Source organism: Actinoallomurus vinaceus, from assembly GCF_039542055.1.
GTDB lineage: Bacteria > Actinomycetota > Actinomycetes > Streptosporangiales > Streptosporangiaceae > Actinoallomurus > Actinoallomurus vinaceus.
This window is the reverse complement of sequence record NZ_BAABHK010000003.1, coordinates 689,109-714,504: the sequence shown is the minus strand read 5'-3', so window position 1 is coordinate 714,504 and position 25,396 is coordinate 689,109. Positions and strand designations below refer to the sequence as shown.

Sequence of the window (25,396 nt, the reverse complement as noted above, 5' to 3'; positions counted from 1 at the left end):
TGGGACTGTTGACCAGGCGGGACAGGGCGATCTTGGGTGGGGTAGTGCAGGGGCAGGTGGACGTGGTCGGTTTCGCCGCTGAATTCGCGGAGTTCGACGTCGATGTCGGTGCGCACTTGTAGGGTCACTTTCCGTGAAGCTGGTGGTGCAGGTGAAGCTGGTGCCGACGCCCGTGCAGGCGGCGGCGCTCGCGGTGACCCTGCCCCTGTGCAACGCCGCCGCCAATGAGGTGTCGGCGCTCGCGTTTGAGAAGGGTGTGTTCGCCCGGCAGAAGCTGCAAAAGCTCGTCTATGCGGATTTGAAGGCGCGGGGGTTGTCGGCGCAGCCTGCGCTGCATGTGATCCGTAAGGTCGCCGACGCCTACACCACCCTGCACGCCCAGATCGAAGCGGGCCTGTTGGGCGGTGAGCATTCACCTCGGCGCCGCAAAGCCGAGTCCAAGCCCATCGCCTTCCGGGTGGATGCGGCTCAGCCGTTCGATGACCGGTGCCTGTCGTGGCAGATGGACGCCCGGACCGTCTCGATCTGGACCGCCCAAGGCCGCCTCCGGGGCATCGCCTTCACCGGCGAGCCCGGGCAATTGAAGTTTCTGGCGGACCACCGCAAGGGCGAGACCGATCTGGTGCACCGCGACGGGATGTTCTTCCTGATCGCGACCTGTGAGGTCGACGAGACCCCGCAGTTTGAGCCGACCGATTGGATCGGGGTGGATCGGGGGATCGTGAACCTGGCCACCACCTCCGACGGGGACAACCACCAGGGCACGGGCCTGGCGCGGTACCGCAGGCGCCAAGCCCGGCTGCGCGCCGAACTGCAGGCCAAGAAAGCCGCGGGAAGCCGGTCGGCCGCCCGCCGCCTGGCCCGAAGGTCAGCGCGGGAGGCGCGGCACGCCTCGAACGAGAACCACAAGATCAGCAAACAGATCGTGGCCGATGCCCGACGCACCGGACGCGGTATCGCACTCGAAGAGCTGAGTGGGATACGCGATCGGGTACGGCTCAGGCGGCACCAGCGGGCCACGCTCTCTACCTGGCCGTTCCATCAGCTCGGTGAGTTCCTCCAGTACAAGGCACTGCGGGCCGGGGTGCCGTTCGTGGAAGTGGACCCGGCCTACACCTCCCAGCAATGTCCCGTGCCCTGGTGCGGACACACCCAGCGGGCCAACCGGCCCGACCGGGACACCTTCCATTGCCGTCGGTGCGGGTTCGCTGGCCCCGCCGACGTCATCGCCGCCACCAACATCCGCAAACGGGCGTGCGTGGCGTGGGCATTCGTCAGCATGCCCGTCCCGACCCCCAATTCCAGGGGGAAGGGAGATGCGACCCCGGCACGACAGCCAGCCGCGACGGGGAGCGCAACAAGGCGTGAACACCCGAGCCGCAAGCCCGGCCGTTCACGGCCGAGAAGCTGACTCGTTCTCATGCACACTTAAGACCTCGGAGATGAGCTGTTGACCACCCCCGGGGGGACTCCATGGCGATCGGCTGGAAACTGCACGGCGACGGGCGCACACCCCCGCCGGGCGAGGTGGTCGCGCCGGACGAGCGCCTGTCCTGGGGCCGCACCGTCGGCATCGGCGCCCAGCATGTGATCGCCATGTTCGGCGCGACCTTCGTGTTCCCGGTCGTGATGGGCCTCGACCCGAACCTCGCGATCATGATGTCGGGCATCGCCACGACCATGTTCCTGCTGATCACCGCCGGGAAGGTGCCCAGCTACCTCGGCACCAGCGCGTCCTTCGTCGGCGCGGTCGCCTCCATCCGCGCGGCGGGCGGCAGCACCGCGAACGTGACCGGCGCGATCCTCGTCGCCGGTGCGGTGCTGGCCGTGGTCGGTGTGGTCATCCACGTGCTCGGCGCCGGGATCATCCACCGGATCTTCCCGCCCGTCGTCACCGGCGCGGTCGTCATGCTGATCGGCTTCAACCTCGCGCCGGTCGTCGCGAACGTCTACTGGCCGCAGGACCAGTGGGTCGCGCTCGCCACCCTCGCCGTCGTCGTCCTGTGCGCGGTCGTCCTGCGCGGTTTCTGGGCGCGGATCGCCGTCCTGATCGGCCTGGTCTTCGGCTTCCTCCTGTCCTGGATCCTCGACGGGACCGCCGGCCGGATCACCGCGCCCAACGGCACCGGCAAGGTCACCTCCCACTTCCGCGTCGACCTGAGCAAGGTCAAGGCGGCGGACTGGTTCGGCCTCCCGCACCTCCACGCCCCCGATTTCAAGACCTCCGCGATCCTCGTCGCCCTGCCGCCGGTCATCGCGCTCATCGCGGAGAACACCGGCCACGTCAAGGCCGTCGCCGCGATGACCCGCGCGGACCTCGACCCGTACCTCGGCCGCGCCATCGCCGCCGACGGCATCGGCACGGTCCTGGCCACCGCGGTCGGCGGCGCGCCGACCACCACGTACGCCGAGAACATCGGCGTCATGGCCGCCACCAGGATCTACTCGACCGCCGCCTACTACGTCGCCGCCATCGTGGCGATCCTCGTGGGCCTGTGCCCCAAGTTCGGCGCGCTGGTCGCCGCGACCCCCGGCGGCGTCCTCGGCGGCATCACGGTCGTGCTGTACGGGATGATCGGCCTGCTCGGCGCGAAGATCTGGATCGAGAACCGCGTGGACTTCGGCGACCCGGTCAACCTCGTCCCCGTGGCGGCGGGCATCATCCTGGCCATCGGCAACGTCACCCTGAAGATCACCAAGGACTTCCCGCTGCAGGGCATCGCCCTCGGCACCATCGCCGTCCTGCTCGGCTACCACGTCCTCAACGCCGTCCAGCGCACCCCGCGCGACACCGGCGCCGGCGTCATCGCCCCCGGCGAGCGCGATGTCATGCCCGGCGCCCGCAGCCGCCGTCCCGGGGAGCCGGAATAACGCCCGGCCGGCGTGGTTCCGCCTCATGGGCGACCGGTCCGCCGGGCCGGAGGCTCGACCCGGCATCGAGCGGGAGATCGTGCTGCGCGCGGGCCCAGGTCCTACGGTTTGCGGCCGATGCCCGCGTAGAACCAGGTCCGTACCGCGTCCTCCGGGCTCACCGGACGCTCGGGCCGCCACAGCGGCGCCCACACCAGGCCGGGGTCGACCAGTGGGAAGTCGCCGAAAAGGCCCGTCACCTGATCGTTGGTACGGGGGGTGCCGGGCGCGGACGTCTTCTTGTAGACCTCGACGACCTTGGCGACCACGTCGGGGATGCCGTCGGCCGAGGCGTGGGTCAGGGTCAGGTGGCTGCCCGGAGCGAGCGCGTCACGCAGCTCGGTCATGATGCCCGCCGGGTCGTCCTCGTCGGGGACGAAATGCAGAGTCGCCACCAGCAACAGCGCCACCGGCTTGCTGAAGTCCAGCAGCCGCTTGGCCTCCACGCGGTCGAGGAGCTCCCGGGGCCGGCGCAGATCAGCCTGGATCATCTCGGTATGCGCCGAGCGGGCGAGCAACGCCCGCCCGTGCGCGACCACCTGCTCGTCGTAGTCGACGTAGACCACCCGGGCGCCGGGGTTCACCGAGTGCGCGATCTGGTGCACGTTCTGCTGGGTGGGCAGGCCGGTGCCGATGTCGAGGAACTGGTCGATGCCCTGCTCGACGAGGTATCTGACCGCACGTCCCAGGAACGCGCGGTTCTCCTTGATCAGGTTGACGAGCGTGGGGTCGGCCGCGACCGCCTCTTCGGCGCGTATCCGGTCCGCCTCGTAATGATCTTTCCCGCCGAGGTAGTAGTCGTACATCCGAGCGATGTTGGGCACGGTCGCGTCGAATCCGCCCGGCCGAGGTCCCCAACCCGACATCGCCTCTCCTCACTACCATGCACGTCGGCCTCCGGCCGGCGGGCAGGCTTCACGCCGCTTTGATCCAAAAAAGACCTTAGTGGTCCCCGGTCGCGGTCGATGACCGGTGCTCGACCTCCTGCTCCCTTTGGGCGGCGGAGCGGCTCAGGCGGCGGCGACCGTCCGGTCGGTATCGGGAGCCGAGCCGACCTCGGTAGGGTGCGCCACGATCAAGGCCGTACGGGAGATCGGGGCAGAGGCGATGTCGGTCATCGACAAGGTGGCGTGGATCAGGGTCGAGGGCGGCAGGGTTCTCAGCACGCGGTCGCGCGGCAAGGACGCCTACTACCTTCCCGGTGGCAAGCGCGAGACAGGGGAGAGCGACCTGCAGACCCTGGTCCGGGAGATCGAGGAGGAGCTCACCGTCGCGATCGTTCCCGAGACCGTCGCCCACCTGGGAACGTACGAGGCGCAGGCGCACGGTCATCCGGACGGCGTGAAGGTCAGGATGACCTGCTACATCGGCGACTACCTCGGTACCCTCTCGCCCAGCAGCGAGATCGAAGAGGTGGTCTGGCTGTCCTACGCCGACCGCGACCGCGTCTCCCCGGTGGACCAGATCATCTTCGACGAGCTGCGAGCCGCCGGTCGGCTGACCTGAGCGGGACACGATCTCCGACGGCGCACCGTACGGGTGATCACGTGAGCTCCCACAGGCCCTTGGCCAGCGTGGTGAGGCCGCCGGCCAGGGCGAGCAGCAGCACGATCCGCCGGGCACGGGGTTCCGGTATGCGATCGCCGAGCGCCCGCCCGGCGACGGCACCTCCCGCCAGCCCGGCCGTGACCAGCAGCCAGGCGGTGACGGTGAGCCGCGGCACGCCCTTCACCAGGAGAGACAGGGCGTTCACGGCGACCCCGTAGAACTGCGCGTTGGGGACGAACTCCCGCACCGGCCAGTCGGCGTTCACCGCGTACAGCGACATCGCCGGGCCGCCGACTCCGGCCGACGAGTTCATGAAGCCGCTCGCGGCACCGGCGGCGACGGCCCCGCCGGATCCTCTCAGCGCGGGCACCCGTGTGCCGAAGATCACAAGCAGCACCGCCGCGGTCACCAGCGCGCCCATCCCGGCGAGCAAAATCTGTTGGGGAAGGCGGGCGGCGACCCACGCCCCGGCCGGCACCGTGCAGGCGGCCGCGACGACCAGCGGCATCATCGCGCGCAGCCGGACCCGCCGCCATCCATCCGCCAGCCCGATCACACTGATGGCACCGGCCGCGGCGTTCGACAGCAGTACGCCCTGGGAGGGGCCGAGGAACAGCACCAGCGCGGGTGCCGCGACCAGCGCGAAACCGATCCCCGCCAGCCGCTGGACGGACGCGCCCACGAGGACGATGCCCCCCAGGCACAGGTCGGCGGTCCAGACACCCGTCACGACGGCTCCTTCTCACGAGACACGGTCGAGAGCCTTCACCGGCGGAACGGCCGGCTTCAACGCGTTTCGAGGGCGGGCGCCTGCCGGTGACCCCGATTCCAGCCGGTTGCTAGTGTGGATCTTGGGCCGTGACTGGCGCTGAGGTGGAGCACCACCGGGGAGCGGCCCGGCAGAGGATCGTGCCGTGCGCCTGGGCCGAGTCGTGAGGACCGCACAGGAGCAGCCCATGCACCAGACGCACGCCGCCCGCCTCATGGACGGTACGGGCCTGGCCCGCCGCATCACCGAGCGCAGCGCCGCCCGGGCCGCGCAGATCACCCGGGACACCGGTACGGCGCCGTGCCTGGCGACCGTGCTGGTCGGAGACGACCCCGCGTCGGTGACCTACGTCCGCATGAAGCGCGCCCGCTGCGAGAAGGCGGGCATCGTCTCGCGGCACGTGGGGTTGCCGTCCACCACCACGACGGCGGAACTGGTCGACGCCGTCAGCGCCCTGTCGCAGGACCCGCAGGTGCACGGCATCCTGCTCCAGCACCCGGTCCCTTCGCACATCGACGAGCGCGCCGCGTTCGAGGCCATCGCCCCGGAGAAGGACGTCGACGGGGTCACGATGCGGTCCTTCGCCGCGATGAGCTTCGGGCTGCCGGGCTTCGTGTCCTGCACTCCCGGCGGCATCATGCGGCTGCTGGAGGAGTACGACGTCGACCTCGCGGGCAGGCACGCCGTCGTGGTCGGCCGCAGCGCCATCCTCGGCAAGCCGGTCGGGATGCTGCTGCTCGCCGGAAACGCCACGGTCACGTACTGCCACTCGCGCACGAAGGACCTGGAATCGATCGTGCGCCAGGCCGACATCCTGGTCGCCGCCGTCGGCCGGCCGCAGTTCATCCGCGGCGAGGACGTCAAGCCCGGAGCCGTCGTGATCGACGCCGGTTACAACCCCGGCAACGTCGGAGACGTCGACTTCGAGACCGCCCAGACCCGCGCGAGCCTCATCACACCGGTGCCCGGCGGCGTCGGACCCATGACCATCGCCGTCCTCCTCGCCCAGACCGTGGACGCGGCGGCCCGGCAGTTGGGTCTGGGACCCGATCGCCGAGTCCTCTCATGTGACGGCGCGCGATGAACCCGATGGCCATGCGTTAGGGCATGGCCGCCGAGCCGCTAGAGCGTCTCTGATTGGCTAAGCGATTCTGAGGAATCCTCAGGAGTCGTCCTGGCTGGATGCCGGGCGTATGCCAATCGTCTTCGTGCCCTGGTGTCGGCAGGCAGAGCCGCCGACCCGCGTGGCACGTCCCTCCGGACGCTATCGGTCCAGCCTGCACAGCTATCGGACCGAGGAGGGTGCCCCGCGTCGCCTGGGCGCGGAGCGTGCTAATGACAGAACGATACCATAAGATTACCGAAGGTGACTAAGAAGAGAAGTGGGCCTGCCGGGCCGCAAGATCCGGGTGAGAATCCGGCCGCGATCTTTGATGCGCTTCCGCAAACGCACCGTGCGCAGTTCCGGGCAGAATACGACCAAGCCCTCGATGCAGCACACGATCTTGCGCGATTCAAGCAGGTGCAGACCTTACTCAGGCGGTGGCGCCTGCGAGCGATCGCCTATGCTCGGCCGGGATACGAAGAGGCTGTTCAGGACGCTGTCCAGGGACGTTCGGAGGCGTTCGTCCGCTACGTCCCCCCGGAGTGGGAAGGCCGGGTGTGAGCTACAAGTTCGACGGCTTCCACGGACGTGCTCTGTATGAGTTGAACGGGCTTCCTGAGCAGGTGCGGAACGGCCCGTTATTGCCCCGGCTCGCCAGGCGGAGGGCCCCGCAGGCTCGTCCGCGGTGAACAGCCAGCGCGGCTCCCCGGTGACCGCGTCGAAACAGTGCACGACGCCGTCGCCGGTGAGGGCATAGATCAGGCCATCGGCCGGCACCGCGGGCCCCATCGGACAACCCTCGGCGATCAGGTGGCGTTGAGCGTCCACGCCAGGTATGGGCGCTCGTGCAGTCCGGGAATTCGGATGGTCAGCGTGTGCACGCCGGGCGCCAGGCCGGGGAGGAGCACCCAGTAGCCGTCGTCGGTGACCCGTACGTCACCGCGTACGACCGATCCGGGGGCCCCGTGCAGGCGGTAGGGGCGATTCTCGATTTTGACCGGGGTCAGGGACCGGCCGTCGAGCCGGACGTCCATCGGGCCCGAGTCGGGCATGGGCTCCGAAGGAGACGGAAGGTCGGTGTCGGCCAATCCTGTGATGACCGGTGCGAGGATGAGCCGGTTCGCGGGAACGTCGCAGCGACGGTGAGTCTCGTCCCCTGCGGGGCCGCCGCCGAGCAGCCAGATGTCGGCCGGTTGCTTCAGCCCACACCCTTTCGGAGTGAAGTACTGCGAGCGAGGCATGGCCACGGAGCGCTGCCACCATCGCCGGACCGCGGCATGGAGGTCCAGTGCCGCGCTCGGAGTGAGCGTGTGCGGCGACGGCGCTTCCACCGTGCGACCGATGGGCGTGCCGGTGTGCTGGGAGCAAGCCGCCGTGACGAGCAAGGCGGCCGCGGCCACGGTCAGACGAACGAACACGTCTTCACTCCGCCCGATTCACTCGGCCCGATCAACGATGAGAGCCGCGCAAGTGTAGGTCGCCCGACCTCGCGACGTCACGGTGTTCGTGTGCTCGTCGTCGTACTGTTGCCGTCCGTTCCGCGAAGACTGTTGAATCGTGGGGGATCGAGCACCTGCAGGTGGTCATGCTCCTCGTGGCGGGGCTTATCCTCGACCGGACACTCGAACACAGGGGGAGACGTGCCTGACCTGTCGACCTTCGCGGACACGGCCGCCTCGCCGGCCGAGCTCCGCGGCTTCCTGCACGGTCTGCCGGCGGTGGACCAGGTGGGGGCGGAGGAGCGGGCCGCGCGGCTGGCGACCCGTTCGATCAAGACGTCGGCGAAGGCGTACGCGATCGACCTGGCGATCTCGATGGTGGACCTGACGACGCTGGAGGGCGCGGACACCCCCGGCAAGGTACGGGCGCTGTGCGCGAAGGCGGCACACCCGGACCCGGCCGATGCGAGTGTGCCGAAGGTCGCGGCCGTCTGCGTCTACTCCGACCTCGTCGGCGAGGCGGTCCGGGCCCTGGACGGCACGGGGATCGGCGTCGCGAGCGTCGCGACGGCGTTCCCGTCGGGGCGGGCGCCGCTGGACGCCAAGCTCGCCGACACCCGCCGGGCGATCGACGACGGCGCGACCGAGATCGACATGGTGATCGACAGAGGCGCGTTCCTGGCGGGCGACCACCAGAAGGTGTTCGACGAGATCGTCGCGGTCAAGGCCGAGTGCGGCGACGTGCACCTGAAGGTGATCCTGGAGACCGGCGAGCTGGTCACGTACGACAACGTGCGCCGCGCGTCCTGGCTGGCGATGCTCGCGGGCGCCGACTTCATCAAGACGAGCACGGGCAAGGTGAGCCCGGCCGCGACCCTGCCGGTGACGCTGGTCATGCTGGAGGCCGTGCGCGACTTCCGGGCGCGGACCGGCCGCCAGGTCGGCGTGAAGCCGGCGGGCGGGATCCGTACGACCAAGGACGCGATCAAGTACCTCGTGCTCGTGAACGAGACGGCCGGGCCGGACTGGCTGACGCCCGAGTGGTTCCGGCTCGGGGCGTCCAGCCTGCTCAACGACCTGCTGATGCAGCGCCGCAAGCTCACGACCGGCGTGTACGGCGGCCCCGACTACTTCACTCTCGACTGAGGCAGACATGAGTTTCGAGTACGCCCCCGCGCCGGAGTCACGGGCCATCGTCGACATCAAGCCGTCGTACGGCCTGTTCGTCGACGGGGAGTTCGTCGAGGCGAAGAACTCCTTCAAGACGATCAACCCGGCCACCGAGGAGACCCTGGCCGAGGTCGCCGAGGCGAGCGCCGACGACGTGGACCGCGCGGTCGCGGCCGCCCGCCGCGCGTACGACACGGTGTGGGGCCCGATGCCGGGCGCGGAGCGGGCCAAGTACCTGTTCCGGATCGCGCGGCTGATCCAGGAGCGTTCGCGGGAGCTGGCGGTCCTGGAGTCGATCGACAACGGCAAGCCGATCCGCGAGTCGCGGGACGTGGACCTGCCGCTGGTCGCGGCTCACTTCTTCTACTACGCGGGGTGGGCGGACAAGCTCGGCCACGCCGGGTTCGGCCCGGACCCGCGGCCGCTGGGCGTCGCGGGGCAGGTGATCCCGTGGAACTTCCCGCTGCTGATGCTGGCGTGGAAGATCGCACCGGCGCTGGCCTGCGGTAACACCGTCGTGCTGAAGCCGGCGGAGACGACGCCGCTGACCGCGCTGGCGTTCGCCGAGATCTGCGTCCAGGCGGACCTGCCGCCCGGTGTGGTGAACATCGTGACCGGGGCGGGGGAGACGGGCCGCGCGCTGGTCGAGCACCCCGGGATCGACAAGGTCGCCTTCACCGGCTCGACCGAGGTCGGCCGGCAGATCGCCCGGTCGGTCGCGGGCACGGCCAAGAAGCTCACCTTGGAACTGGGCGGCAAGGCCGCCAACATCGTCTTCGACGACGCGCCGCTGGACCAGGCGGTCGAGGGGATCGTCAACGGGATCTTCTTCAACCAGGGGCACGTGTGCTGCGCGGGTTCGCGGCTGCTCGTCCAGGAGTCGGTCGCCGAGGAACTGCTCGACCGGCTGAAGGCGCGGATGACGACGCTGCGGGTCGGCGACCCGCTCGACAAGAACACCGACGTCGGCGCGATCAACTCCGCGGCGCAGCTGGCGAGGATCCGCGAGCTGTCCGACACCGGCGAGGCGGAGGGCGCGACCCGCTGGTCACCGGCGTGCGAGCTGCCCGAGCGGGGCTTCTGGTTCGTGCCGACGGTGTTCACCGGGGTGGCGGCGTCGCACCGGATCGCCCGGGAGGAGATCTTCGGGCCGGTTCTGTCGGTGCTGACGTTCCGCACGCCGGCCGAGGCGCTCGAGAAGGCCAACAACACCCCGTACGGCCTGTCGGCGGGGATCTGGACCGACAAGGGCTCGCGCATCCTGTGGATGGCCGAGCGCCTGCGGGCGGGCGTGGTCTGGGCGAACACCTTCAACAAGTTCGACCCCGCCTCCCCGTTCGGCGGGTACAAGGAGTCCGGTTTCGGGCGCGAGGGCGGACGGCACGGACTGGAGGCGTACCTGCGGTGAGCGAGCGACTGAGTGTCCGCAAGACGTACAAGCTGTTCATCGGGGGCGTGTTCCCCCGGTCGGAGTCCGGCAGGACCGTCATCGTGAACGACGCCAAAGGCAAGTTCGTGGCCCACGCCGCGCGCGCCTCGCGCAAGGACGTACGGGACGCGGTGGTGGCCGCCCGCAAGGCCCAGTCCGGCTGGGCGGGGCGGACCGGCTACAACAGGGGCCAGATCCTCTACCGCGTCGCGGAGATGCTGGAGGGGCGCCGCGGCCAGTTCGTCGAGGAACTGCGCGGCTCCGGTCTCGGCAAGACGGCGGCCGCCGCCGAGGTGGACGCGGCGATCGACCGGTGGGTCTGGTACGCCGGGTGGGCCGACAAGTTCGCCCAGGTGACCGGGTCGGCCAACCCGGTCTCCGGGCCGTTCTTCAACTTCTCCACGCCCGAGCCCACCGGTGTCGTCGGCGTGATCGCGCCCGACTCGGCGCTGCTCGGGCTGGTCTCGGTGATCGCCCCGGTGATCGTCACCGGCAACACGGCGGTCGTCGTGGCCTCCGAGCCCGCGCCCCTTCCGGCGATCACCCTGGCCGAGGTGCTCGCCACCTCGGACCTGCCGGGCGGCGTCGTCAACCTCCTCACCGGGCACCGCGCCGAGCTCGCCCCCTGGCTGGCCTCCCACCAGGACGTCAACGCCCTCGACCTGACCGGCGCGCCCGGTGATCTGGCGGCCGACTGCGAGCGGGCCGCGGCCGACACCCTCAAGCGGGTGCACCGCCCGGCCGCCGACGACTGGAGCGCCGACCCCGGCACCGGCCGGCTGACCGCGTTCCTGGAGACCAAGACCGTCTGGCATCCGGTCGGCATCTGACCCCGCGGCGGCCGGGCCGACCGCGCCGGCGACGACACCGGCGCGGTTCCCGCTCACCCGAGGCCCGTACGGCATCGGCGCGGTTTTCCGTTCGCCTAAGGCGGCGTACGGCGGCGGCGCGATTCCTGTCGTCTGAGGCCCCGTACGGCGTCGGCGCGCTTCCCGTTACCCGCTGCGTCGTAGTAGCAGCGCTCCGGCGAGTGTGGCCGCCGCCCCGGCGACGCCGGCCGCGGCGGCGATGAGGGCGGCCCCCGCGAGGCCGGTGGCGCCGGCTAGGGCGCTGAAGGCGAACGGAGCCACGGTGGCGCCCCTGTAGATGCCGACCTGTCCGGTGTGGCCCGTGTTCTCGGCCCGGCCGGGGACGAGCCGCAGCGCGGTGGCGAGCAGGAGGCCGGTCCAGCCCCATCCCGCCGCGAAGGCCAAGACCGCTCCGAGGACGAACGTCACCGGGGTCCCGGCCGCGACCAGCGCGAGTCCCAGGCCGCCCATGGCCATCATTCCCGCGATGATCGTCGGGTTGCGGCGGGGCGCGACGGCCGCGCCTACCATGCCGACCGCCGGCGAGCGCCCGCGCATCGGCGGTCGCCCGATCGAGGCGGCCCGGGGCGGGGTGGGCGTCAGTTGGCCTGCCAGTGGTCCCGGGGGGTCGGCTCGGATGAGTCGTCCGGGTCCTCCGCCGCGGCGATGGTCTCCCAGAAGGCGGCGTGCGCCTGCTCGTGCAGGATCCCGTAGGACAGCATGCGCTCGCGGGAGACGGTGCCCGCGTCGCCGGGGTCGAGCGCGGCGCGCCGCTGCTCGTACATCCTCATCAGCTCTCGGTGCTGATGCACCTGGGTCCGCGCGAGGCGCGCCAGGTCGTCGGGGTCGCCGAGGTCGGCGAAGGCCAGCCTGAGCTGGGCGGGGTCACGGAACTCGGCCTGGGGGACCTCCGGGGCCGCCAGCCAGTCGCGGAGCGCCCTCTCGCCCGCCGGGGTGAGGTGGAAGAAGCGGCGGCGCCGCCCGCTCTCCTCGGTCTCTTCGGTCAGCAGGCCCATCTCCGCCAGCCGGGGCGGATCGCGGTAGAGCTGCGCGTGCGGGATCGGCCAGAACGGGGCGATGCTCTCCTCGACGCGCGCCTTCAGCTCGTACGGGGTCATCGGGCCGTGACGGGCGATCAGACCGAGCACGACGTACGCCGACATGCTCAACTCCACGCGCACCTCCCGTTGACACCGTCTCACTGAGACCATACCTTCGTCTCATTGCAACCGTATCACTGAGACTATTGAGGTGCTCATGTACGTCCACCCCGAACTCGCGGACGTCTTCGCGGCGCTCCCGGCGCGCCCGGCGAACCCCTACGCCGACATCGAGGCGACCCGCGCGAACTTCGCCGCGCTGGTGGCCCCGCGGATGGGCCCGGACCCCCGCGTGACCGTGGAATCCGAGGCCATCCCAGGGCCGGACGGTGACAAGCTCGACCTGCACGTCATCCGGCCGGCCGACGCCGCCGAGGGCGAGGTGCTGCCCGGGATCCTCTACATCCACGGCGGCGGCTTCGCGTACGGCGAGCTGGACGGCCCGAGCCCGATGGCGCGCGACGCCTGCGCCGAGGCCCGCGCCGTCGTCGTCAACGTGCACTACCGGCTCGCGCCGGAGCACCGGTTCCCCGCCGGGGTCGAGGACTGCTACGCGGCGCTGCGCTGGATGGCGGACGGCGCCGCCGCGCTCGGCCTCGACCCGGACCGGATCGCCGTCGCGGGCGCGTCGGCGGGCGGCTGCCTGAGCGCCGTCATGGCCCTCATGGCGCGGGACCGGCGCGGGCCCGCCATCGCCTACCAGTGCCTGCTGATCCCGTGCCTCGACGACCGGGACGTGGCCGCCTCCCGCCGGAACGTCACCGACCGCAGGATCATCAACGGTCCCGGCCTCGTCCACACCTGGGACAACTACCTCGGCCCCGACCGGGGCGAGGCCTCACCGTACGCCGCGCCCGCCCGGGCGGAGGACCTGCGCGGCCTGCCGCCGGCGTACGTCCTCACCTGCGGGATGGACCCCCTCCGCGACGAGGGCGTGGACTACGCCCGGCGGCTGATCGAGGCGGACGTGCCGGTGGAGCTCCACCACGTGCCGGGCGCCTGGCACTTCTTCGAGGCGTTCGCGCCGGAGAGCGCGATCGCGACGGCGACGACCGCGCACTGGCTCCGGGCGCTCCGCACCGCCCTGCATCCCTGACCGGAGGACTACTGGAAGAACTCCGCGGGCAGGTGATCCCGCATCGCGGCGGGCCGGAAGCCCTGCTTCTGGATGGTGCGGAGCATCTTCTTGAAGTCGGCGGTCATGTTCGGGTTGAAATGCACGAGCAGGATGTCGCCCGGGCGCAGACCGCCGGGCCGCTGGTAGGCGATCCGCCCGTTGCTGACGACCTCTCGCCAGAAGAAGATCGCCTTCATCCCGCAGTCCCGCGCGGCACGCAGCGTGTCGTGGTCGGTCTCCCCGTACGGCGCGCGGAACAGCGTCGGGCGCGAGCCGTACTGCGTGGTGTAGATGTCGGCCGCGTCGCAGATCTCCTGCTTCTGCCGCGCGTAGGACAGCCCCGGCATGTACGGGTGCGTCATCGTGTGATCCCCGATGAGCGCACCCGCCTGCTGCAGTTCGCGGAAATAGCCGTAGTTCTTCTTGACGGCCATGTTCGCCAGGAAGAGCGTCACCGGGATCTGCCGCTCCTGGATCAGCCGGACGAAGTCGGCGTCCTTCTCCCAGCCGTCGTCGATGGTGATGAAGACGACCTTGTCCTGGACCGGGATGTCGCTGATCACCGGAGGCAGGCCGTGGCGCGACCGCGGGAACGCCGACGGCGTGCCGGACGTGGGGGAGCCGCTCGGCGTGGGTGAAGGGGAGGACGAGGTGGACGGCGACCCCGAGGCCGACGTGGGCGGGCCGCCGGTCGGCGTCTCGCTCGGAGCACCGCCTCCCGGTCCCCGCGACGCCACCGGCGCCGCGGTCCGCTGGTGCGGAGTGCCCGGGCCGCAGGCTGCCACGCCTCCCGCGGTGAGCACCGCGACCGCGGCCGCGGTGAGGGTGCGGAGCAGTGGGCGAAAAGCCATCGGATATCCCCCAGGAACGACGGTGGACATTTATAAAACTGTCCGGATCTGGCGGTTGATCAACCTGATTTAACGAAACGCGAACGTGGGATGGGTCACCCCGCCGCCTTGCCGCCGAGAGAACGTGGGAGGTAGTTCTCCAGCGCCGCGGGACGCAGTCCCGCCTGGCGGATCCAGGTGAGCAGGTGCTCGAAGTCCCGGGCCAGGCCGGGCCGGAAGTGCATCAGGATGATGTCGCCGGCCCGCAGGTCCGAGCCGCCGTCCATCCGGGCCAGCCGGCCGGACAGGCCGTTGTAGAACTCGATCGACCAGACGATGACCGACTTCATGCCGCAGTCACGGGCCGCGGTCCGGGTGACCTGGTCGTACGAGCCGCCGGGCGGCCGGAAGATCTCCGGTCGCCTGCCGTACTGGCGGGCGTAGATGTCGGCCGAGTCGCAGATCTGCCGGTGCTGGGCGGAGGAGGACAGCCGCCGCATGTCGTTGAACGGCGCCGCGTGGTCCATCGTGTGGTCCTCGATCGGCGCGCCCGCGTGCTGCAGCGCCCAGAAGTACTCGTAGCCGGTCCGGGCCGCCTGGTCCGTGAGGAAGACCAAGATCGGCACCCGCTGGGTCCGGACGATGTCGACGAACCGGGTGTCGTGCTCCCAGCCGTCGTCGATCGTGATGAAGACGACCTTGTCCTGGGTCGCGATCCGGTCGACGACCGGCGGCAGGCCGTCGCCGTGCCGCTGGTAGGACAGCTGCCAGGTGCCCGGCTTCGGAGCCGGCCACCGGGGAGGCGCCAGGACCTGCGCCATCGCCGGACGTTCCGCCGCGTGCGCGGCGGGGGCGTTCATCCGTACCCGGATGTCAGGCCACAGGCCGGAGGCCACTCCGAGCAGCGCCGCGAGCACACACGACGCGATCAACCGTATTCCGCGCATCCATCCCCAGCTTCCCCTCAGTGGATCTTAAGTCTCTTCATAGGGGTTGATGCAGGGATGTGGTGGCCAGGTTCGGGCAATCTCGGATCACTTTCGCCACGCGGCGCGGACACGTCCAGAAATTTCCCCCGTCCGGCACCCATCCGGCCCGGCATCGGCTCCGAATACCCGGCGAAGACGCGCCGAAGGAGGAACGGATGCCGAACACGACGCCCCTGTACCCGGACGACCCGCGGCAGGTGGGGGACATCCGGCTGACCGGCAGGGTGGGCGAAGGCGGCCAGGGGATCGTCTATCGGGGGGAGGCCTCCGACGGCGCGGTGGTCGTCGTGAAACTGCTGCGCGGGGATCTGTGGGGCGACGACGCCGCCCGGGACCGGTTCATGTGGGAGGCCGAACTGGCCATGCAGGTGGCGCGCTTCTGCACGGCGGGAGTGCTGTCGGCCGGAATGGCGGGCGACCGGCCCTACATCGTCAGCGAGTACATCGACGGCCCGTCTCTCCAACGGCGCGTCGCCTCCGAGGGCGTGCTCACCGACGGGGCGCTGGAACGGCTCGCCATCGGGACGGCCACCGCGCTGACCGCCATCCACCACGCGGGCATCGTCCACCGGGATTTCAAACCGGCCAACGTGATCCTCGGCCCCGACGGTCCGCGGGTGATCGACTTCGGCATCGCACGGGCCCTCGACACGACCCGGACCGCCACCCAGGGCGTGGTCGGAACCCCCTCATACATGGCGCCCGAACGCTTCTCCGGAGCCGGCAGCGGCCCGGCCGCCGACGTCTTCGCGTGGGCCGCGACGGTCGTGTACGCGGCGACCGGCCGCCCGCCGTTCGGTGACGACGCGATCCCGGCCGTGCTGAACCGGATCCTGAACGAGTCCCCGGACCTGACCGGCCTGCGCGAACCGGTGTGCGGCCTCGTCGAATCGTGTCTGGCCAAGGACCCGGCACGGCGTCCATCGGCGCGGCAGGTGCTCCTCCGGCTCCTCGGCGGAGCGGAATCCCCGGCGGCCACCGCCCTCGACCGGTCTGCCGCCGGGAACGCCGCCGAGCGGACGGCAGCCGGGAAGGCCACCGACCGGCCGGCCGCCGACGCCGGCCGGACAACGGTCGTCCCCGTACCGGCCGCCGTGGACGGTGTCCCGGTCCCGGCGGCTCCGAACCCCGCGGACACGGCGGATCGAGTCCCGGCCTCGGCGGCGCCGACCTCTCTGGACATACCCCTCCTGTCGGCGGCGGCAGAGTTCGCGGCCGCGGACACCATCGCGGGCTCCGCCGAGACCATCGGGAACATCGGCGGACTCACCACGAACGACGCGGCCGAGAGTCCCCGGCGGTCCGCCGGGCCACGACGGTCCCGGCTGCGGAAGGTCCTCATCCCCGCGGCGGTCGCGGTGGCCGCCTCGGGCGCCGTCCTGGCCGCGAACGCGGCGGAATCGAGGGGCTCGTCCCCGGCCCGTGCCACCACGGGCGCCCCGGCCTCCCCGGCCCCTGGTTCGCCGGCGAGACCGGCGGATGCGGCGCCGGTACGCGTGCCGGAGATCGCCGGGCTGTCCGAGAACGCCGCCGCCGCCCGGCTCCGCGGAGCCGGGCTGACGATGGGGCGCGTCACGGTGGACTGCGCGGCGTCCCGGCGGAAGACGGTCCTGCGCGCCGCTCCCGCCGCCGGCACGACGGCCGCCGCGCACACGCCCGTGGACGTCGTGGTGGGCGGGACACCGGTCACGGTCCTGGACGGAAAGGGCTGGCCGGTGGCCCAGGCCCGCAAGGTGCTCGAGGGGAACGGCCTGCATGTCACGCTCGAGCGGCGCCGGAGCGACTACTGGATCGGCAAGGTCGTCGCGCAGCAGCCGGCCGCCGGCACCCGCGCCTGTCCCGGATCGGACGTCACACTGTTCGTCGGCGTCGGGTGACCAGCGCCAGGCGGCCGGGGTCGGGCGGCCCCGGCCAGATGGCCAGGGCCGCCACCGCGGGCCCACCGTGCGATGACCTCGGAGCCGCGGTGAGCGTCCTGGGGAGTGCGCGCCGCGATCGCGTCCAGGGAGAACTTCGGGACGTACACGCCGTCGGACCGCGCCGGCCGCATCAGCAGCTCGTCACGCCCGCCGGGCCGTCCCTCGTCAACCTCGTACGTCCAGGGCGCGGATGAGTGTGGCGCTGAGCGCGGAAACCGTCTCGTCCGGCACCGGCTTGGCCGAGGGGCCCTCGGCGAAGTAGCGGAGGAACGCCTGCTGGAAGCAGGCGCCGGCCAGCAGGGCGCCCGCCGCGTCGGGGTCCGCGTCGGCCGCGATCCGCCCCAGGTCGCGCTCGGCGCGCAGGTAGTCGGCGAACCGGCGGACGACGTGCTCCGGCCCGGCACCGTACTTGCGGAGCGACTCGCGCTGGGCGGCCATCAGCTGCGGCTCGCCCAGCAGCGAGCCCAGCATCGGCAGCGCGTCGAGGTAGAAGTCCACGGTGGCGCGCGTGAGCTCGGCGATGGTCTTCTCGACGCTGCCCGCGCCGGGGCGGGCGTCGACGCGGGCGAAACCGGGCATCCGTTCGCGCAGTACGTAGAGCAGCAGCTCCGCCTTGTCGGTGAAGTGCTTGTACAGGGCCGCCTCGGAGAGCCCGGCCGCCTTCGCGATCTCCTTGGTGGTGGTGCGCGTGATGCCGCGCTCGCGCATGAGGCCGGCGGCGGCGTCGAGGATGCGATCCCGGGTTCCCACGATCCCCCTTTGTCGATCGGACGTTCTCACATTATCGTGGTTAGTGAGCACTCACCAACCTTCCTCCCGTATGGTTAGTGAGTACTCACCAACCGACGCTGTCAGGGGAAGGGCGACGAGCGATGCGACTTACGATCTTCGGAGCGAGCGGAGGCACCGGCACGCAGCTGGTGCGGCAGGCGCTGGAGCGGGGACACGAGGTGACGGCGGTGGTCCGTGACCCAGCGCGGCTCACCGTCGCCGCCCACGACCGGCTGAAGGTCGTGACGGCCGACGTGATGGACCCGGCGGCCATCGTGTCCGCCGTCGCGGGCGCCGACGCCGTCGTCTCCGCGCTGGGTCCCCGCGACTCCGGCCCGACGACCGTGAGCCAGAACGGCGCCCGCAGCATCATCGCGGCGATGGGCAAGGCCGGCGTCCGCCGCTTCATCATGATCAGTGCGGCCGGCATGGTCATCGACGCCGGCGACGGCCCGGTCACGCGCTACGTCGCGAAACCGATCCTGAAGCGGGTCCTGCGGCACGGCTTCGCCGACATGGGCCGTGCGGAGGAGAAGGTCCGCGACAGTGACCTCGACTGGACGATCGTCCGGCCGCCGCAGCTCACCGACAAGAAGGGCACCGGGCGCTACCGGACCGCGACCGACCTCAACGTCCGGGGCGGGATCCGGATCGCCCGCGCCGACCTCGCCACGGGAATCCTCGCGCTGCTCGCCGACGACGCGACGGTACGCCGGCACATCTCGATCGCGAACTGACCGAACATGCCCGGGGCGCGGCGGCCCCGCCACCGGCGATCGGCGACGCGGCCGCCAAGGTGCGCGACGGCCCCGCCACCGGGAAATCGGCGACGGGGCCGTCGGTCAGGCTCTCAGGGGACCGGTCAGCCGGCGTCCAGCAGGTCGACGACGAAGATCAGCGTCTCGCCCGGCTTGATGGCGCCGCCGGCGCCGCGGTTGCCGTAGCCCAGGTGGGGCGGGATGACCAGCTTGCGGCGTCCGCCGACCTTCATGCCGGCGACGCCCTGGTCCCAGCCCTGGATGACGCGGCCGCCGCCGAGCGGGAAGCTGAACGGCTGACCGCGGTTCCACGAGGCGTCGAACTCCTCGCCGGTCGAGTGCGACACGCCGACGTAGTGGACGGTGACGGTCGAGCCCGGCTTGGCCTCGGGACCGTCGCCGACCGTGATGTCGGTGATCTGCAGGTCGGCGGGCGGGTTGCCCTCGGGGAAGTCGATCTCGGGTCGCTCAAGCGCCATGGGATGTCTTTCCTTGTTGGAGATGTCGAGCCCCCCAGCGTATCCACCGGTAGGGGTACCGGGACGCCGAGGAATGCGGGCACGAGTGTGCCCGTTGGCACTTCTTGTGAACGTTGAGATCTTCTCCGATGTGGTGTGCCCGTGGTGTTATCTCGGCCGGGCGAGGTTCGCGGGTGCCGTGGAACGGTTCGGCGGCGAGGTCGCCGTGACCTGGCGGCCGTACCAGCTGGACCCGGACGCGTCCGCCGGCGGGCTGGTCGAGCAGAGCCTGGCCGAGAAGTTCGGCGGCCCGGAGCGGGTCGCCGAGATGCACGAGCGGATGCGGGGGCTGATGGCGGCGGAGGGCCTGCCGTACGCGCCGGAGAAGGCGCTGCAGGCCAACACCCGCGACGCGCACCGGGTCGTCGCGATGGCCGGTGAGGCCGGGGTTCAGGACGCCGTCGTCGGCCGGCTGTTCCGCGCCCATCACGCCGAGGGGCGCGACCTGAACGACCACGGCACGCTCGCCGAACTCGCCGCCGAGGCCGGGCTGCCCGGCGTGGCCGAGCGCCTCGCCGCCGGGGAGGGCGAGGCGGCGGTCGCCGCGCAGCTCGAGGTGGCACGGAACGTCGGCATCACCGGCGTTCCGTTCTTCGTCTTCGAAGGCACCTGGGCGGTGTCCGGGGCGCAGTCGCGGGAGGTCTTCGAGAACGCGCTCGCCGAGGTCGCGTCCAACGTCGGCTGAACCCCTGAGGCTCCTGCGAACGCTGAGGCGAGTTCAGGTCATGGTAACCCTCTGACCTGGTAAAACGCTTTGGCGTTCCGTTTTCCGGACGGATACATTCCGACATACGGATACATCCGAATTCCCCGGGAGATCCCCCTTGGAGCCGCAGGGTCTTCGCCGCAGTCTGTCGCTGCGCGACCTCATCGTCTACGGACTGCTGTTCATCGGTCCGCTCGCGCCGGTGGGCGTCTTCGGCGTGCTCGACGCGAAGAGCTCCGGCGCGGTCGCCCTCGTCTACGTCGTGGCGACGATCGCCATGGGCTTCACCGCCCTGTCGTACGCGCAGATGTCGCGCCGGGTGCCGAACGCCGGCTCGGTGTTCGCCTACGCCAGCGCGGGGCTCGGCCGGCCGGCGGGCCTGCTCGCCGGCTGGATGGCGATGCTCGACTACCTGCTGATCCCCGCCGTCGCCTACCTGTTCTGCGGGATCGCGCTGCACTCCCAGGTGCCCTCGATCCCCGCCTGGGTCTTCACCGCGGCCGCCTTCGTGGGGACCACCGCCCTGAACCTGGCCGGCGTGCGCATCGCGGCACGCGTCGGGTTCGTCGTGCTCGTCGTCGAGATCCTCCTCCTCGCGGTCTTCATCGTCGCCGCGATCGTGGTCCTCGCGACCCACGGGCCGGCCCGGCCGTGGACGTCGCCGCTCACCGGCGTCGGCGGGACGACCGCGAGCGCCGTCATGGGGGCCGTCTCGGTCGCCGTGCTGTCGTTCCTCGGCTTCGACGGCATCGCGTCCTTCGCCGAGGAGAACACCGGCGACGAGCGGCAGATCGGCCGCGCGGTGCTGTTCTGCCTGGGCCTGGCCGGACTGCTCTTCGTCACGCAGACGTACCTCGCCGGGCTCCTCATGCCCGTGAGCCCGCAGCACCTCGTGTCGGTGCCGGCCGAACAGGGCACCGCGTTCTACACGATGTCCAACTCGGCGTTCGGGCCCTGGCTCCACCTGGCGTTCGTCGTCGTCAAGGGCATCGGACCGGCGTTCTCCGCGATGTCCGCGGTGGCGGCCGCGTCCCGGCTGATGTACGGGATGGCGCGTGACCACGGCCTGCCCGGGGCGCTCGCCACCGTCGATGCCCGCCACCGCGTGCCCCGCGCCGCGCTGCTCACCACGGCGGGGGTCGCGGCCGTCGTCTCGCTGTGGGCGGCCTGGCGCTCGAACGGCCTGGACGTGCTGGTGTCCATCGTGAACATGGGCGCCCTCGCGGCCTTCACCCTGCTGCACGCGTCGGTGATCGGCCTGTTCGTCGTGCGCCGCCGGAGCCGGGCGTGGCTGCCGTACCTGCTCGTGCCGGCCGCCGGCGCCGCGGTCTCCGTCTGGATCATCGTGGCGGCGACCACGATGGCGAAGGTCGTGGCCGCCGTCTGGCTCGCCGCCGGACTGGTCCTGGCGTTCGTCCAGCGCCGTCGCGGCGTCAGCCCATCGCCTCGGGACGGCGATGCGCGAGTGCGGGGAGGATCCTCCGCACACGCTCGGTGACGGCGTCGTCGGTCTCCACGACGCGTACGGCCGGGAACGGCCCCAGGTCGGCCTGGATCGTGCCCATCGGGTCGACGAGCAGGCTGCGGCCCACCCCGGTCGGTCCCTCGGCCTTCGGCGGGTCCGGGGCCTTGTCGACCGCGGCCGTCCAGACGGTGTTCTCGATCGCGCGGGCGCGGACGAGCGTGACCCAGTGCTCCTCCTTGAACGTGCCCTGAGCCCAGGAGGCGATCACGGCCAGCAGATCGGCGCCGCGATCGACGAGCGCCCTGGCCAGCTCGGGGAAGCGCAGGTCGTAGCAGGTGACGAGGCCGATCCGGACGCCGCACAGCTCGACCACCACGGGAGCGTCGCCGGGCGCGATCAGGTCCGACTCCCGGTATCCGAACGCGTCGAAGAGGTGGATCTTGCGGTACGCGCCCGCCGACGCGCCCTCCGCGTCGAGCGCGACGGCGGTGTTGTACACCCGCCCGTCGGGCGCCGGCTCGAAGACGCCCGCGATCACGGCCGTACGGTGCTCGCGCGCCGCCTCGGCCAGGGCGGTCACCCACGGGCCGTCGAGCGGCTCCGCCGCGGCGGTGATACCGCTGCCGAATCGCACCTGCGTGGCCTCCGGGAAGATCGCCAGGTCGGCGTCCGGGGCGGTGGCGAGCGCGTCGCGGACCCGCTCCAGGTTCTCCTTCGGGTCGTCGCCGACCGGGATCTGACACAGGGCGATCCGCATCACGACCTCCTCATCTCGTCTTTCTCCACCGTACAGATCTACGCTGGCCCGGTGAGTTTCGACAACGATCCGCTCGTCACCCGCATGCAGGGATTCGGCACCACGGTGTTCGCCGAGATGACGGCGCTGGCGGTCCGCACCGGTGCGATCAACCTGGGTCAGGGCTTCCCGGACACCGACGGCCCCGCCAAGCTGCTCGAGACCGCGGCCGAGGCCATCATGGGCGGCGCGAACCAGTACCCGCCCGGCCCGGGGCTGCCGGAGCTGCGCGAGGCCGTCGCCGCCCAGCGCGCGGAGCGGTACTCCCTGGCCTACGACCCCGCCGACGAGGTGCTGGTGACCGTCGGCGCCACCGAGGCGATCGCGGCGACGATCCTCGCCCTCGTCGAGACGGGGGAGGAGGTCGTCGTGTTCGAGCCCTACTACGACTCCTACGCGGCGATCATCGCGCTGGCCGGGGGAGTGCGCCGGCCGGTGACCCTGCGACCCGACGCCGGGCGCTTCACCTTCGACCCGGAGGAGCTGCGCGCCGCCGTCACGCCGCGAACCCGGGTCCTCCTCCTCAACTCCCCGCACAACCCCACCGGCACCGTCTTCGGCCGCGAAGAGCTGGAGATCATCGCGGAGGTGTGCCGGGAGCACGACCTCATCGCCGTCACCGACGAGGTCTACGAGTACCTCACCTACGACGACGCCGGAGGCGGGACCGCGCACGTCCCCCTCGCCACGCTGCCCGGCATGCGCGAGCGCACCGTGGCGATCTCCTCGGCCGGGAAGACGTTCTCCGTGACCGGCTGGAAGGTCGGCTGGATCACCGCGCCCCCGCAGTTCGTACGGGCGGCGCAGACGGTCAAGCAGTTCCTCACCTTCACCGCGAGCGCCCCGTACCAGCGCGCGGTGGCGTACGCGCTGCGCGAGGAGCGCGAGTGGGTCGAGGCCCTCCGCGTGTCGCTGCGGGCCAAACGCGACCGGCTGAGCGACGGGCTCACCGCCGCCGGGCTCACGACGTTCCGGCCGCAGGGCACCTACTTCGTGCAGGCCGACGTCCGGCCGCTCGGCTTCGGCGACGGCCGGGAGTTCGTCCGCGCCCTGCACGAGCGCGCCGGCATCGTCGCCATCCCGACGCAGGTCTTCTACGACTCCGACGCCGGCGGCCCGTACGCCCGGTTCGCCTTCTGCAAGCGGGACGAGGTCATCGACGAGGCCGTCGAGCGGCTCCACCGGCTATAACGGGGGATACGCTGGGCTGTTGTGTCCGGACACCGTATCCCGCAGCCGCAGTTCCCCGACGACGACGGCGGCGCACCGCCCGCCGTCGCGGGGGCTCTCGGCGACTACGCCGCGGGCCGTACCGGCGAGCAGGCCGTGCTGGCGGTGCTCGCCGACGCCCGCCTGCTCGTCCCGGTCGTCGCGGTGCTGACCGAGGACGAGACCGTCGACGGCCTGCGGCGGGAGAAAGAGAGCGAGATGGCCCTCCCGACGCTCGTCGGGGCCGACGGCAGGCGTGCCGTCCTCGCCTTCACCTCCACCGACAGCCTCGCCCGGTGGCGCCCGGACGCCAGGCCCGTCGCGGTGCACGCCCGGCAGGCCTGCCAGGCCGCGGTCGACGAGTCCGCCGACGCACTCGTCCTCGACGTGGCCGGCCCCGTGCCGTACGCGATCGAAGGCGCCCGGCTGCACGTCCTCGCGAACGGCGGCGCGATCACCGCCCCGCACGAGGACCCCGACGTCCTGATGGCCGTGCACGCCGCGGTCGACGGCCTGCCCGGCATCACCGGCGTGCGCGTCGAGCCCGGTGAGCGGGCCGAACTCGCCGTGCGCCTCCGGCTGGCCGACGGCGCCGGCGCCCCGGACGTGCGCGCCGCCGCCGACCGCCTCGCCGAACGGCTCCGCGGCCACGTCACCGGAGGCGTCGAGATCGGGCTCGTCCGCGGATAAAGTGCCGGGGTGACCACCCCCGACTGGGCCGAGCCGGTGGTCCGGCGACGGCTCGGCGTCATCACGGCCACCGTCGCCGTCCTCGCACTGGTGGCCTGGCGGATCGGTCCGGCCCCCGACCTCCCCGCGTTCGCCTACCTGGCCGTGGCCGGTGTCGTCCTGACGTTCATCGACGTCGCGCTGAAGCGGCTGCCCGATCCGCTGACGCTCCCGTCGTACCCGGTGGGCCTGGTGCTGCTCGGCCTGGCGGCGCCCTTCACCGACGAGGGCGGCGTCCGCTTCACGTACGCGCTGCTCGGGATGGCGGCGCTGTCCGCGCTCTACGCGGTCCAGTGGTTCATCGCGCCGGGCCAGATCGGCCTGGGCGACGTGAAGCTCGCGGGCGTCCTGGGGCTCTATCTCGGCTGGCTCGGTCTTCGCGCGTGGGTCGCCGGAGTGTGCGCCGGATACGTGCTCGCCGCCGTCTACGCCGCCGGGCTGCTGGTGAGCCGGCGGGCGAGGCTGAAATCCGAGATGCCGTACGGGCCGTTCATGCTCGCCGGAGTGCTGGCGGCGGTGCTCGGGTACGCCTGAGCCGGCCATTCCGCGCCCGAAGAACGAATGATGTCCGGGTGCCGAAATATCATTCCTCGCTGTTTGCCTTTTCCCGGCGTGAGTCGCGATTCCCTGTCGGATGGGAAGGGGTATTCAATTTTGTGGTACGCCCATGGCGTGCCCCGAAGGAGACCCGTCTTATCGGGCCGAACAGATATGGGGAAACAATTGACTCCTCGCGCTAACGGGCGGACAAAGAGCCCGATCACCGGCCTTCGTTCGTGGATCGTCCTGATCACGGCCGGATCGGCCGGGGTGTTGACGGCGGCGACGTCGTGGAACCCGGCGCCGGCCGCCGCCGCGTACCGCGCGCCGGGCCCGGACGCCGCCCACCCGGCACACCAGAACGCCCTCCCGCATGTTCAGCCGTCCCCGAGCACGAGCGCCGTCACGGACGGCGGCGGGACCAACGTCACCGTCGGCCCCGATAGAGACGACGACAATCGGCGCTTCTTCGATGACCGGTTCTTCGACGACGGGCCGTTCAAGACCCGCCGCCACTTGGAGTTCACCGGGGCGATCGGATTCCCGGAGGTCGCCATCGGCTGCTTCTTCGACCCGGACTCCCGCGGCGCCGACCGCCACGGCCGCCGGGTCGTCTGCGTTGAGACGGCCGGACACCCGCCCATCTTCGCGCACACCCGTATCCGCGGCCGCGATTTCTTCGACGGGCGGTTCCGCCGGTTCCGCCACCGGAACGTCCACTGAGCCGACCG

General features: G+C 71.4%; 27 protein-coding genes and 1 riboswitch. Of the genes, 17 read left to right on the top strand and 10 right to left on the bottom strand.

Annotated elements, in window-relative coordinates; translation table 11 throughout:
• Nucleotides 1-133: 133 nt before the first annotated feature.
• Nucleotides 134-1,411 (top strand): RNA-guided endonuclease InsQ/TnpB family protein, encoded by a 1,278-nt coding sequence (locus ABEA24_RS14305; protein WP_345431257.1) that lies wholly within the window; start codon nucleotides 134-136, stop codon nucleotides 1,409-1,411.
• Nucleotides 1,412-1,473: 62 nt separating this feature from the next.
• Nucleotides 1,474-2,871 (top strand): uracil-xanthine permease family protein, encoded by a 1,398-nt coding sequence (locus ABEA24_RS14300; RefSeq protein WP_345431256.1) that lies wholly within the window; start codon nucleotides 1,474-1,476, stop codon nucleotides 2,869-2,871.
• 101 nt (nucleotides 2,872-2,972) lie between these two features.
• On the opposite strand, the gene ABEA24_RS14295 is transcribed toward ABEA24_RS14300, so the two are convergent.
• Complete coding sequence (locus tag ABEA24_RS14295; protein WP_345431255.1) at nucleotides 2,973-3,776, bottom strand: SAM-dependent methyltransferase; 804 nt, start codon at nucleotides 3,774-3,776, stop codon at nucleotides 2,973-2,975.
• A 106-nt stretch (nucleotides 3,777-3,882) separates the two neighbouring features.
• Between ABEA24_RS14295 and ABEA24_RS14290 the strand changes: the two genes are divergently transcribed.
• The gene (locus tag ABEA24_RS14290) at nucleotides 3,883-4,416 is read left to right on the top strand and encodes an NUDIX hydrolase (protein WP_345431254.1); all 534 of its coding nucleotides are present in this window, start codon (nucleotides 3,883-3,885) and stop codon (nucleotides 4,414-4,416) included.
• Nucleotides 4,417-4,453: 37 nt separating this feature from the next.
• Here the strand turns inward: ABEA24_RS14290 and ABEA24_RS14285 are convergent, their stop codons facing one another.
• Nucleotides 4,454-5,188 (bottom strand): TSUP family transporter, encoded by a 735-nt coding sequence (locus ABEA24_RS14285; protein WP_345431253.1) that lies wholly within the window; start codon nucleotides 5,186-5,188, stop codon nucleotides 4,454-4,456.
• 118 nt (nucleotides 5,189-5,306) lie between these two features.
• A riboswitch (ZMP/ZTP riboswitch) is annotated at nucleotides 5,307-5,391 on the top strand.
• Nucleotides 5,392-5,414: 23 nt separating this feature from the next.
• On the opposite strand from ABEA24_RS14285, the gene ABEA24_RS14280 reads away from it, so the two are divergent.
• Nucleotides 5,415-6,311, top strand: coding sequence for a bifunctional 5,10-methylenetetrahydrofolate dehydrogenase/5,10-methenyltetrahydrofolate cyclohydrolase (locus ABEA24_RS14280; RefSeq protein WP_345431252.1), 897 nt, complete (start codon nucleotides 5,415-5,417; stop codon nucleotides 6,309-6,311).
• Between the two features lie 282 nt (nucleotides 6,312-6,593).
• On the top strand, nucleotides 6,594-6,893 hold the full coding sequence (locus tag ABEA24_RS53520; protein ID WP_486303921.1) for a DUF6247 family protein: 300 nt from the start codon (nucleotides 6,594-6,596) through the stop codon (nucleotides 6,891-6,893).
• A gap of 245 nt (nucleotides 6,894-7,138) precedes the next feature.
• Here the strand turns inward: ABEA24_RS53520 and ABEA24_RS14275 are convergent, their stop codons facing one another.
• On the bottom strand, nucleotides 7,139-7,750 hold the full coding sequence (locus ABEA24_RS14275; protein ID WP_345431251.1) for a hypothetical protein: 612 nt from the start codon (nucleotides 7,748-7,750) through the stop codon (nucleotides 7,139-7,141).
• A gap of 222 nt (nucleotides 7,751-7,972) precedes the next feature.
• On the opposite strand from ABEA24_RS14275, the gene deoC reads away from it, so the two are divergent.
• Genes deoC through ABEA24_RS14260 form a run of 3 tightly spaced genes read left to right on the top strand, consistent with a single transcriptional unit; the run spans nucleotide 7,973 to nucleotide 11,200 of the window.
• A complete protein-coding gene (gene deoC, locus ABEA24_RS14270; protein WP_345431250.1) occupies nucleotides 7,973-8,917 on the top strand; it encodes a deoxyribose-phosphate aldolase in 945 nt (314 codons plus the stop codon).
• A 7-nt stretch (nucleotides 8,918-8,924) separates the two neighbouring features.
• Nucleotides 8,925-10,349, top strand: coding sequence for an aldehyde dehydrogenase family protein (locus ABEA24_RS14265; protein WP_345431249.1), 1,425 nt, complete (start codon nucleotides 8,925-8,927; stop codon nucleotides 10,347-10,349).
• Nucleotides 10,346-11,200, top strand: coding sequence for an aldehyde dehydrogenase family protein (locus ABEA24_RS14260; protein WP_345431248.1), 855 nt, complete (start codon nucleotides 10,346-10,348; stop codon nucleotides 11,198-11,200). The genes ABEA24_RS14265 and ABEA24_RS14260 overlap by 4 nt, the downstream gene beginning before the upstream one ends.
• Before the next feature lie 165 nt (nucleotides 11,201-11,365).
• Here ABEA24_RS14260 and ABEA24_RS14255 read toward each other — a convergent pair whose 3' ends face one another.
• Both ABEA24_RS14255 and ABEA24_RS14250 read right to left on the bottom strand, forming a co-directional pair.
• Nucleotides 11,366-11,776, bottom strand: a complete 411-nt coding sequence (locus tag ABEA24_RS14255) for a hypothetical protein (RefSeq protein WP_345431247.1) — start codon at nucleotides 11,774-11,776, stop codon at nucleotides 11,366-11,368.
• A gap of 41 nt (nucleotides 11,777-11,817) precedes the next feature.
• A complete protein-coding gene (locus ABEA24_RS14250) occupies nucleotides 11,818-12,393 on the bottom strand; it encodes a PadR family transcriptional regulator (RefSeq protein ID WP_345431246.1) in 576 nt (191 codons plus the stop codon).
• An 82-nt stretch (nucleotides 12,394-12,475) separates the two neighbouring features.
• Between ABEA24_RS14250 and ABEA24_RS14245 the strand changes: the two genes are divergently transcribed.
• Nucleotides 12,476-13,414, top strand: coding sequence for an alpha/beta hydrolase (locus ABEA24_RS14245; RefSeq protein ID WP_345431452.1), 939 nt, complete (start codon nucleotides 12,476-12,478; stop codon nucleotides 13,412-13,414).
• A gap of 8 nt (nucleotides 13,415-13,422) precedes the next feature.
• On the opposite strand, the gene ABEA24_RS14240 is transcribed toward ABEA24_RS14245, so the two are convergent.
• Together ABEA24_RS14240 and ABEA24_RS14235 are read right to left on the bottom strand one after the other, a co-directional pair.
• A complete protein-coding gene (locus tag ABEA24_RS14240; protein ID WP_345431245.1) occupies nucleotides 13,423-14,286 on the bottom strand; it encodes a polysaccharide deacetylase family protein in 864 nt (287 codons plus the stop codon).
• A gap of 95 nt (nucleotides 14,287-14,381) precedes the next feature.
• Entirely contained in the window at nucleotides 14,382-15,212 is an 831-nt protein-coding gene (locus ABEA24_RS14235; protein ID WP_345431244.1) for a polysaccharide deacetylase family protein, read from the bottom strand.
• A 197-nt stretch (nucleotides 15,213-15,409) separates the two neighbouring features.
• Here ABEA24_RS14235 and ABEA24_RS14230 point away from each other — a divergent pair, with 197 nt between their 5' ends.
• On the top strand, nucleotides 15,410-17,131 hold the full coding sequence (locus tag ABEA24_RS14230; protein WP_345431243.1) for a protein kinase domain-containing protein: 1,722 nt from the start codon (nucleotides 15,410-15,412) through the stop codon (nucleotides 17,129-17,131).
• 207 nt (nucleotides 17,132-17,338) lie between these two features.
• Here ABEA24_RS14230 and ABEA24_RS14225 read toward each other — a convergent pair whose 3' ends face one another.
• The gene (locus tag ABEA24_RS14225) at nucleotides 17,339-17,923 is read right to left on the bottom strand and encodes a TetR/AcrR family transcriptional regulator (RefSeq protein WP_345431242.1); all 585 of its coding nucleotides are present in this window, start codon (nucleotides 17,921-17,923) and stop codon (nucleotides 17,339-17,341) included.
• A gap of 122 nt (nucleotides 17,924-18,045) precedes the next feature.
• Here ABEA24_RS14225 and ABEA24_RS14220 point away from each other — a divergent pair, with 122 nt between their 5' ends.
• Nucleotides 18,046-18,681: an NAD(P)-dependent oxidoreductase gene (locus tag ABEA24_RS14220; RefSeq protein WP_345431241.1), complete on the top strand. Its 636-nt coding sequence runs from the start codon at nucleotides 18,046-18,048 to the stop codon at nucleotides 18,679-18,681.
• A 125-nt stretch (nucleotides 18,682-18,806) separates the two neighbouring features.
• On the opposite strand, the gene ABEA24_RS14215 is transcribed toward ABEA24_RS14220, so the two are convergent.
• Nucleotides 18,807-19,181 (bottom strand): FKBP-type peptidyl-prolyl cis-trans isomerase, encoded by a 375-nt coding sequence (locus ABEA24_RS14215; RefSeq protein ID WP_345431240.1) that lies wholly within the window; start codon nucleotides 19,179-19,181, stop codon nucleotides 18,807-18,809.
• Nucleotides 19,182-19,287: 106 nt separating this feature from the next.
• Between ABEA24_RS14215 and ABEA24_RS14210 the strand changes: the two genes are divergently transcribed.
• Entirely contained in the window at nucleotides 19,288-19,905 is a 618-nt protein-coding gene (locus tag ABEA24_RS14210) for a DsbA family oxidoreductase (RefSeq protein WP_345431239.1), read from the top strand.
• A 139-nt stretch (nucleotides 19,906-20,044) separates the two neighbouring features.
• Complete coding sequence (locus ABEA24_RS14205; protein ID WP_345431238.1) at nucleotides 20,045-21,424, top strand: APC family permease; 1,380 nt, start codon at nucleotides 20,045-20,047, stop codon at nucleotides 21,422-21,424.
• On the opposite strand, the gene ABEA24_RS14200 is transcribed toward ABEA24_RS14205, so the two are convergent.
• The gene (locus tag ABEA24_RS14200; RefSeq protein ID WP_345431237.1) at nucleotides 21,360-22,148 is read right to left on the bottom strand and encodes a carbon-nitrogen hydrolase family protein; all 789 of its coding nucleotides are present in this window, start codon (nucleotides 22,146-22,148) and stop codon (nucleotides 21,360-21,362) included. The genes ABEA24_RS14205 and ABEA24_RS14200 overlap by 65 nt on opposite strands.
• A gap of 51 nt (nucleotides 22,149-22,199) precedes the next feature.
• On the opposite strand from ABEA24_RS14200, the gene ABEA24_RS14195 reads away from it, so the two are divergent.
• The 4 genes from ABEA24_RS14195 (at nucleotide 22,200) to ABEA24_RS14180 (ending at nucleotide 25,388) form a co-directional block, all read left to right on the top strand.
• A complete protein-coding gene (locus tag ABEA24_RS14195) occupies nucleotides 22,200-23,378 on the top strand; it encodes a pyridoxal phosphate-dependent aminotransferase (RefSeq protein WP_345431236.1) in 1,179 nt (392 codons plus the stop codon).
• 21 nt (nucleotides 23,379-23,399) lie between these two features.
• Complete coding sequence (locus tag ABEA24_RS14190; protein ID WP_345431235.1) at nucleotides 23,400-24,086, top strand: SseB family protein; 687 nt, start codon at nucleotides 23,400-23,402, stop codon at nucleotides 24,084-24,086.
• 9 nt (nucleotides 24,087-24,095) lie between these two features.
• A complete protein-coding gene (locus ABEA24_RS14185) occupies nucleotides 24,096-24,659 on the top strand; it encodes a prepilin peptidase (protein WP_345431234.1) in 564 nt (187 codons plus the stop codon).
• A gap of 189 nt (nucleotides 24,660-24,848) precedes the next feature.
• Nucleotides 24,849-25,388 (top strand): hypothetical protein, encoded by a 540-nt coding sequence (locus tag ABEA24_RS14180; protein ID WP_345431233.1) that lies wholly within the window; start codon nucleotides 24,849-24,851, stop codon nucleotides 25,386-25,388.
• Nucleotides 25,389-25,396: the final 8 nt, after the last annotated feature.

What these genes read in the sequence shown, in the direction of transcription:
- ABEA24_RS14220 (WP_345431241.1), top strand. Translation starts at nt 18,046, where the DNA reads ATGCGACTTACGATCTTCGGAGCGAGCGGAGGCACCGGCACGCAGCTG.
- ABEA24_RS14300 (WP_345431256.1), top strand. Translation starts at nt 1,474, where the DNA reads ATGGCGATCGGCTGGAAACTGCACGGCGACGGGCGCACACCCCCGCCG.
- ABEA24_RS14240 (WP_345431245.1), bottom strand. Translation starts at nt 14,286, where the DNA reads ATGGCTTTTCGCCCACTGCTCCGCACCCTCACCGCGGCCGCGGTCGCG.
- ABEA24_RS14265 (WP_345431249.1), top strand. Translation starts at nt 8,925, where the DNA reads ATGAGTTTCGAGTACGCCCCCGCGCCGGAGTCACGGGCCATCGTCGAC.
- ABEA24_RS14200 (WP_345431237.1), bottom strand. Translation starts at nt 22,148, where the DNA reads ATGCGGATCGCCCTGTGTCAGATCCCGGTCGGCGACGACCCGAAGGAG.
- ABEA24_RS14295 (WP_345431255.1), bottom strand. Translation starts at nt 3,776, where the DNA reads ATGTCGGGTTGGGGACCTCGGCCGGGCGGATTCGACGCGACCGTGCCC.
- ABEA24_RS14280 (WP_345431252.1), top strand. Translation starts at nt 5,415, where the DNA reads ATGCACCAGACGCACGCCGCCCGCCTCATGGACGGTACGGGCCTGGCC.
- ABEA24_RS14230 (WP_345431243.1), top strand. Translation starts at nt 15,410, where the DNA reads ATGCCGAACACGACGCCCCTGTACCCGGACGACCCGCGGCAGGTGGGG.
- ABEA24_RS14245 (WP_345431452.1), top strand. Translation starts at nt 12,476, where the DNA reads ATGTACGTCCACCCCGAACTCGCGGACGTCTTCGCGGCGCTCCCGGCG.
- ABEA24_RS14235 (WP_345431244.1), bottom strand. Translation starts at nt 15,212, where the DNA reads ATGCGCGGAATACGGTTGATCGCGTCGTGTGTGCTCGCGGCGCTGCTC.
- ABEA24_RS14215 (WP_345431240.1), bottom strand. Translation starts at nt 19,181, where the DNA reads ATGGCGCTTGAGCGACCCGAGATCGACTTCCCCGAGGGCAACCCGCCC.
- ABEA24_RS14255 (WP_345431247.1), bottom strand. Translation starts at nt 11,776, where the DNA reads ATGCGCGGGCGCTCGCCGGCGGTCGGCATGGTAGGCGCGGCCGTCGCG.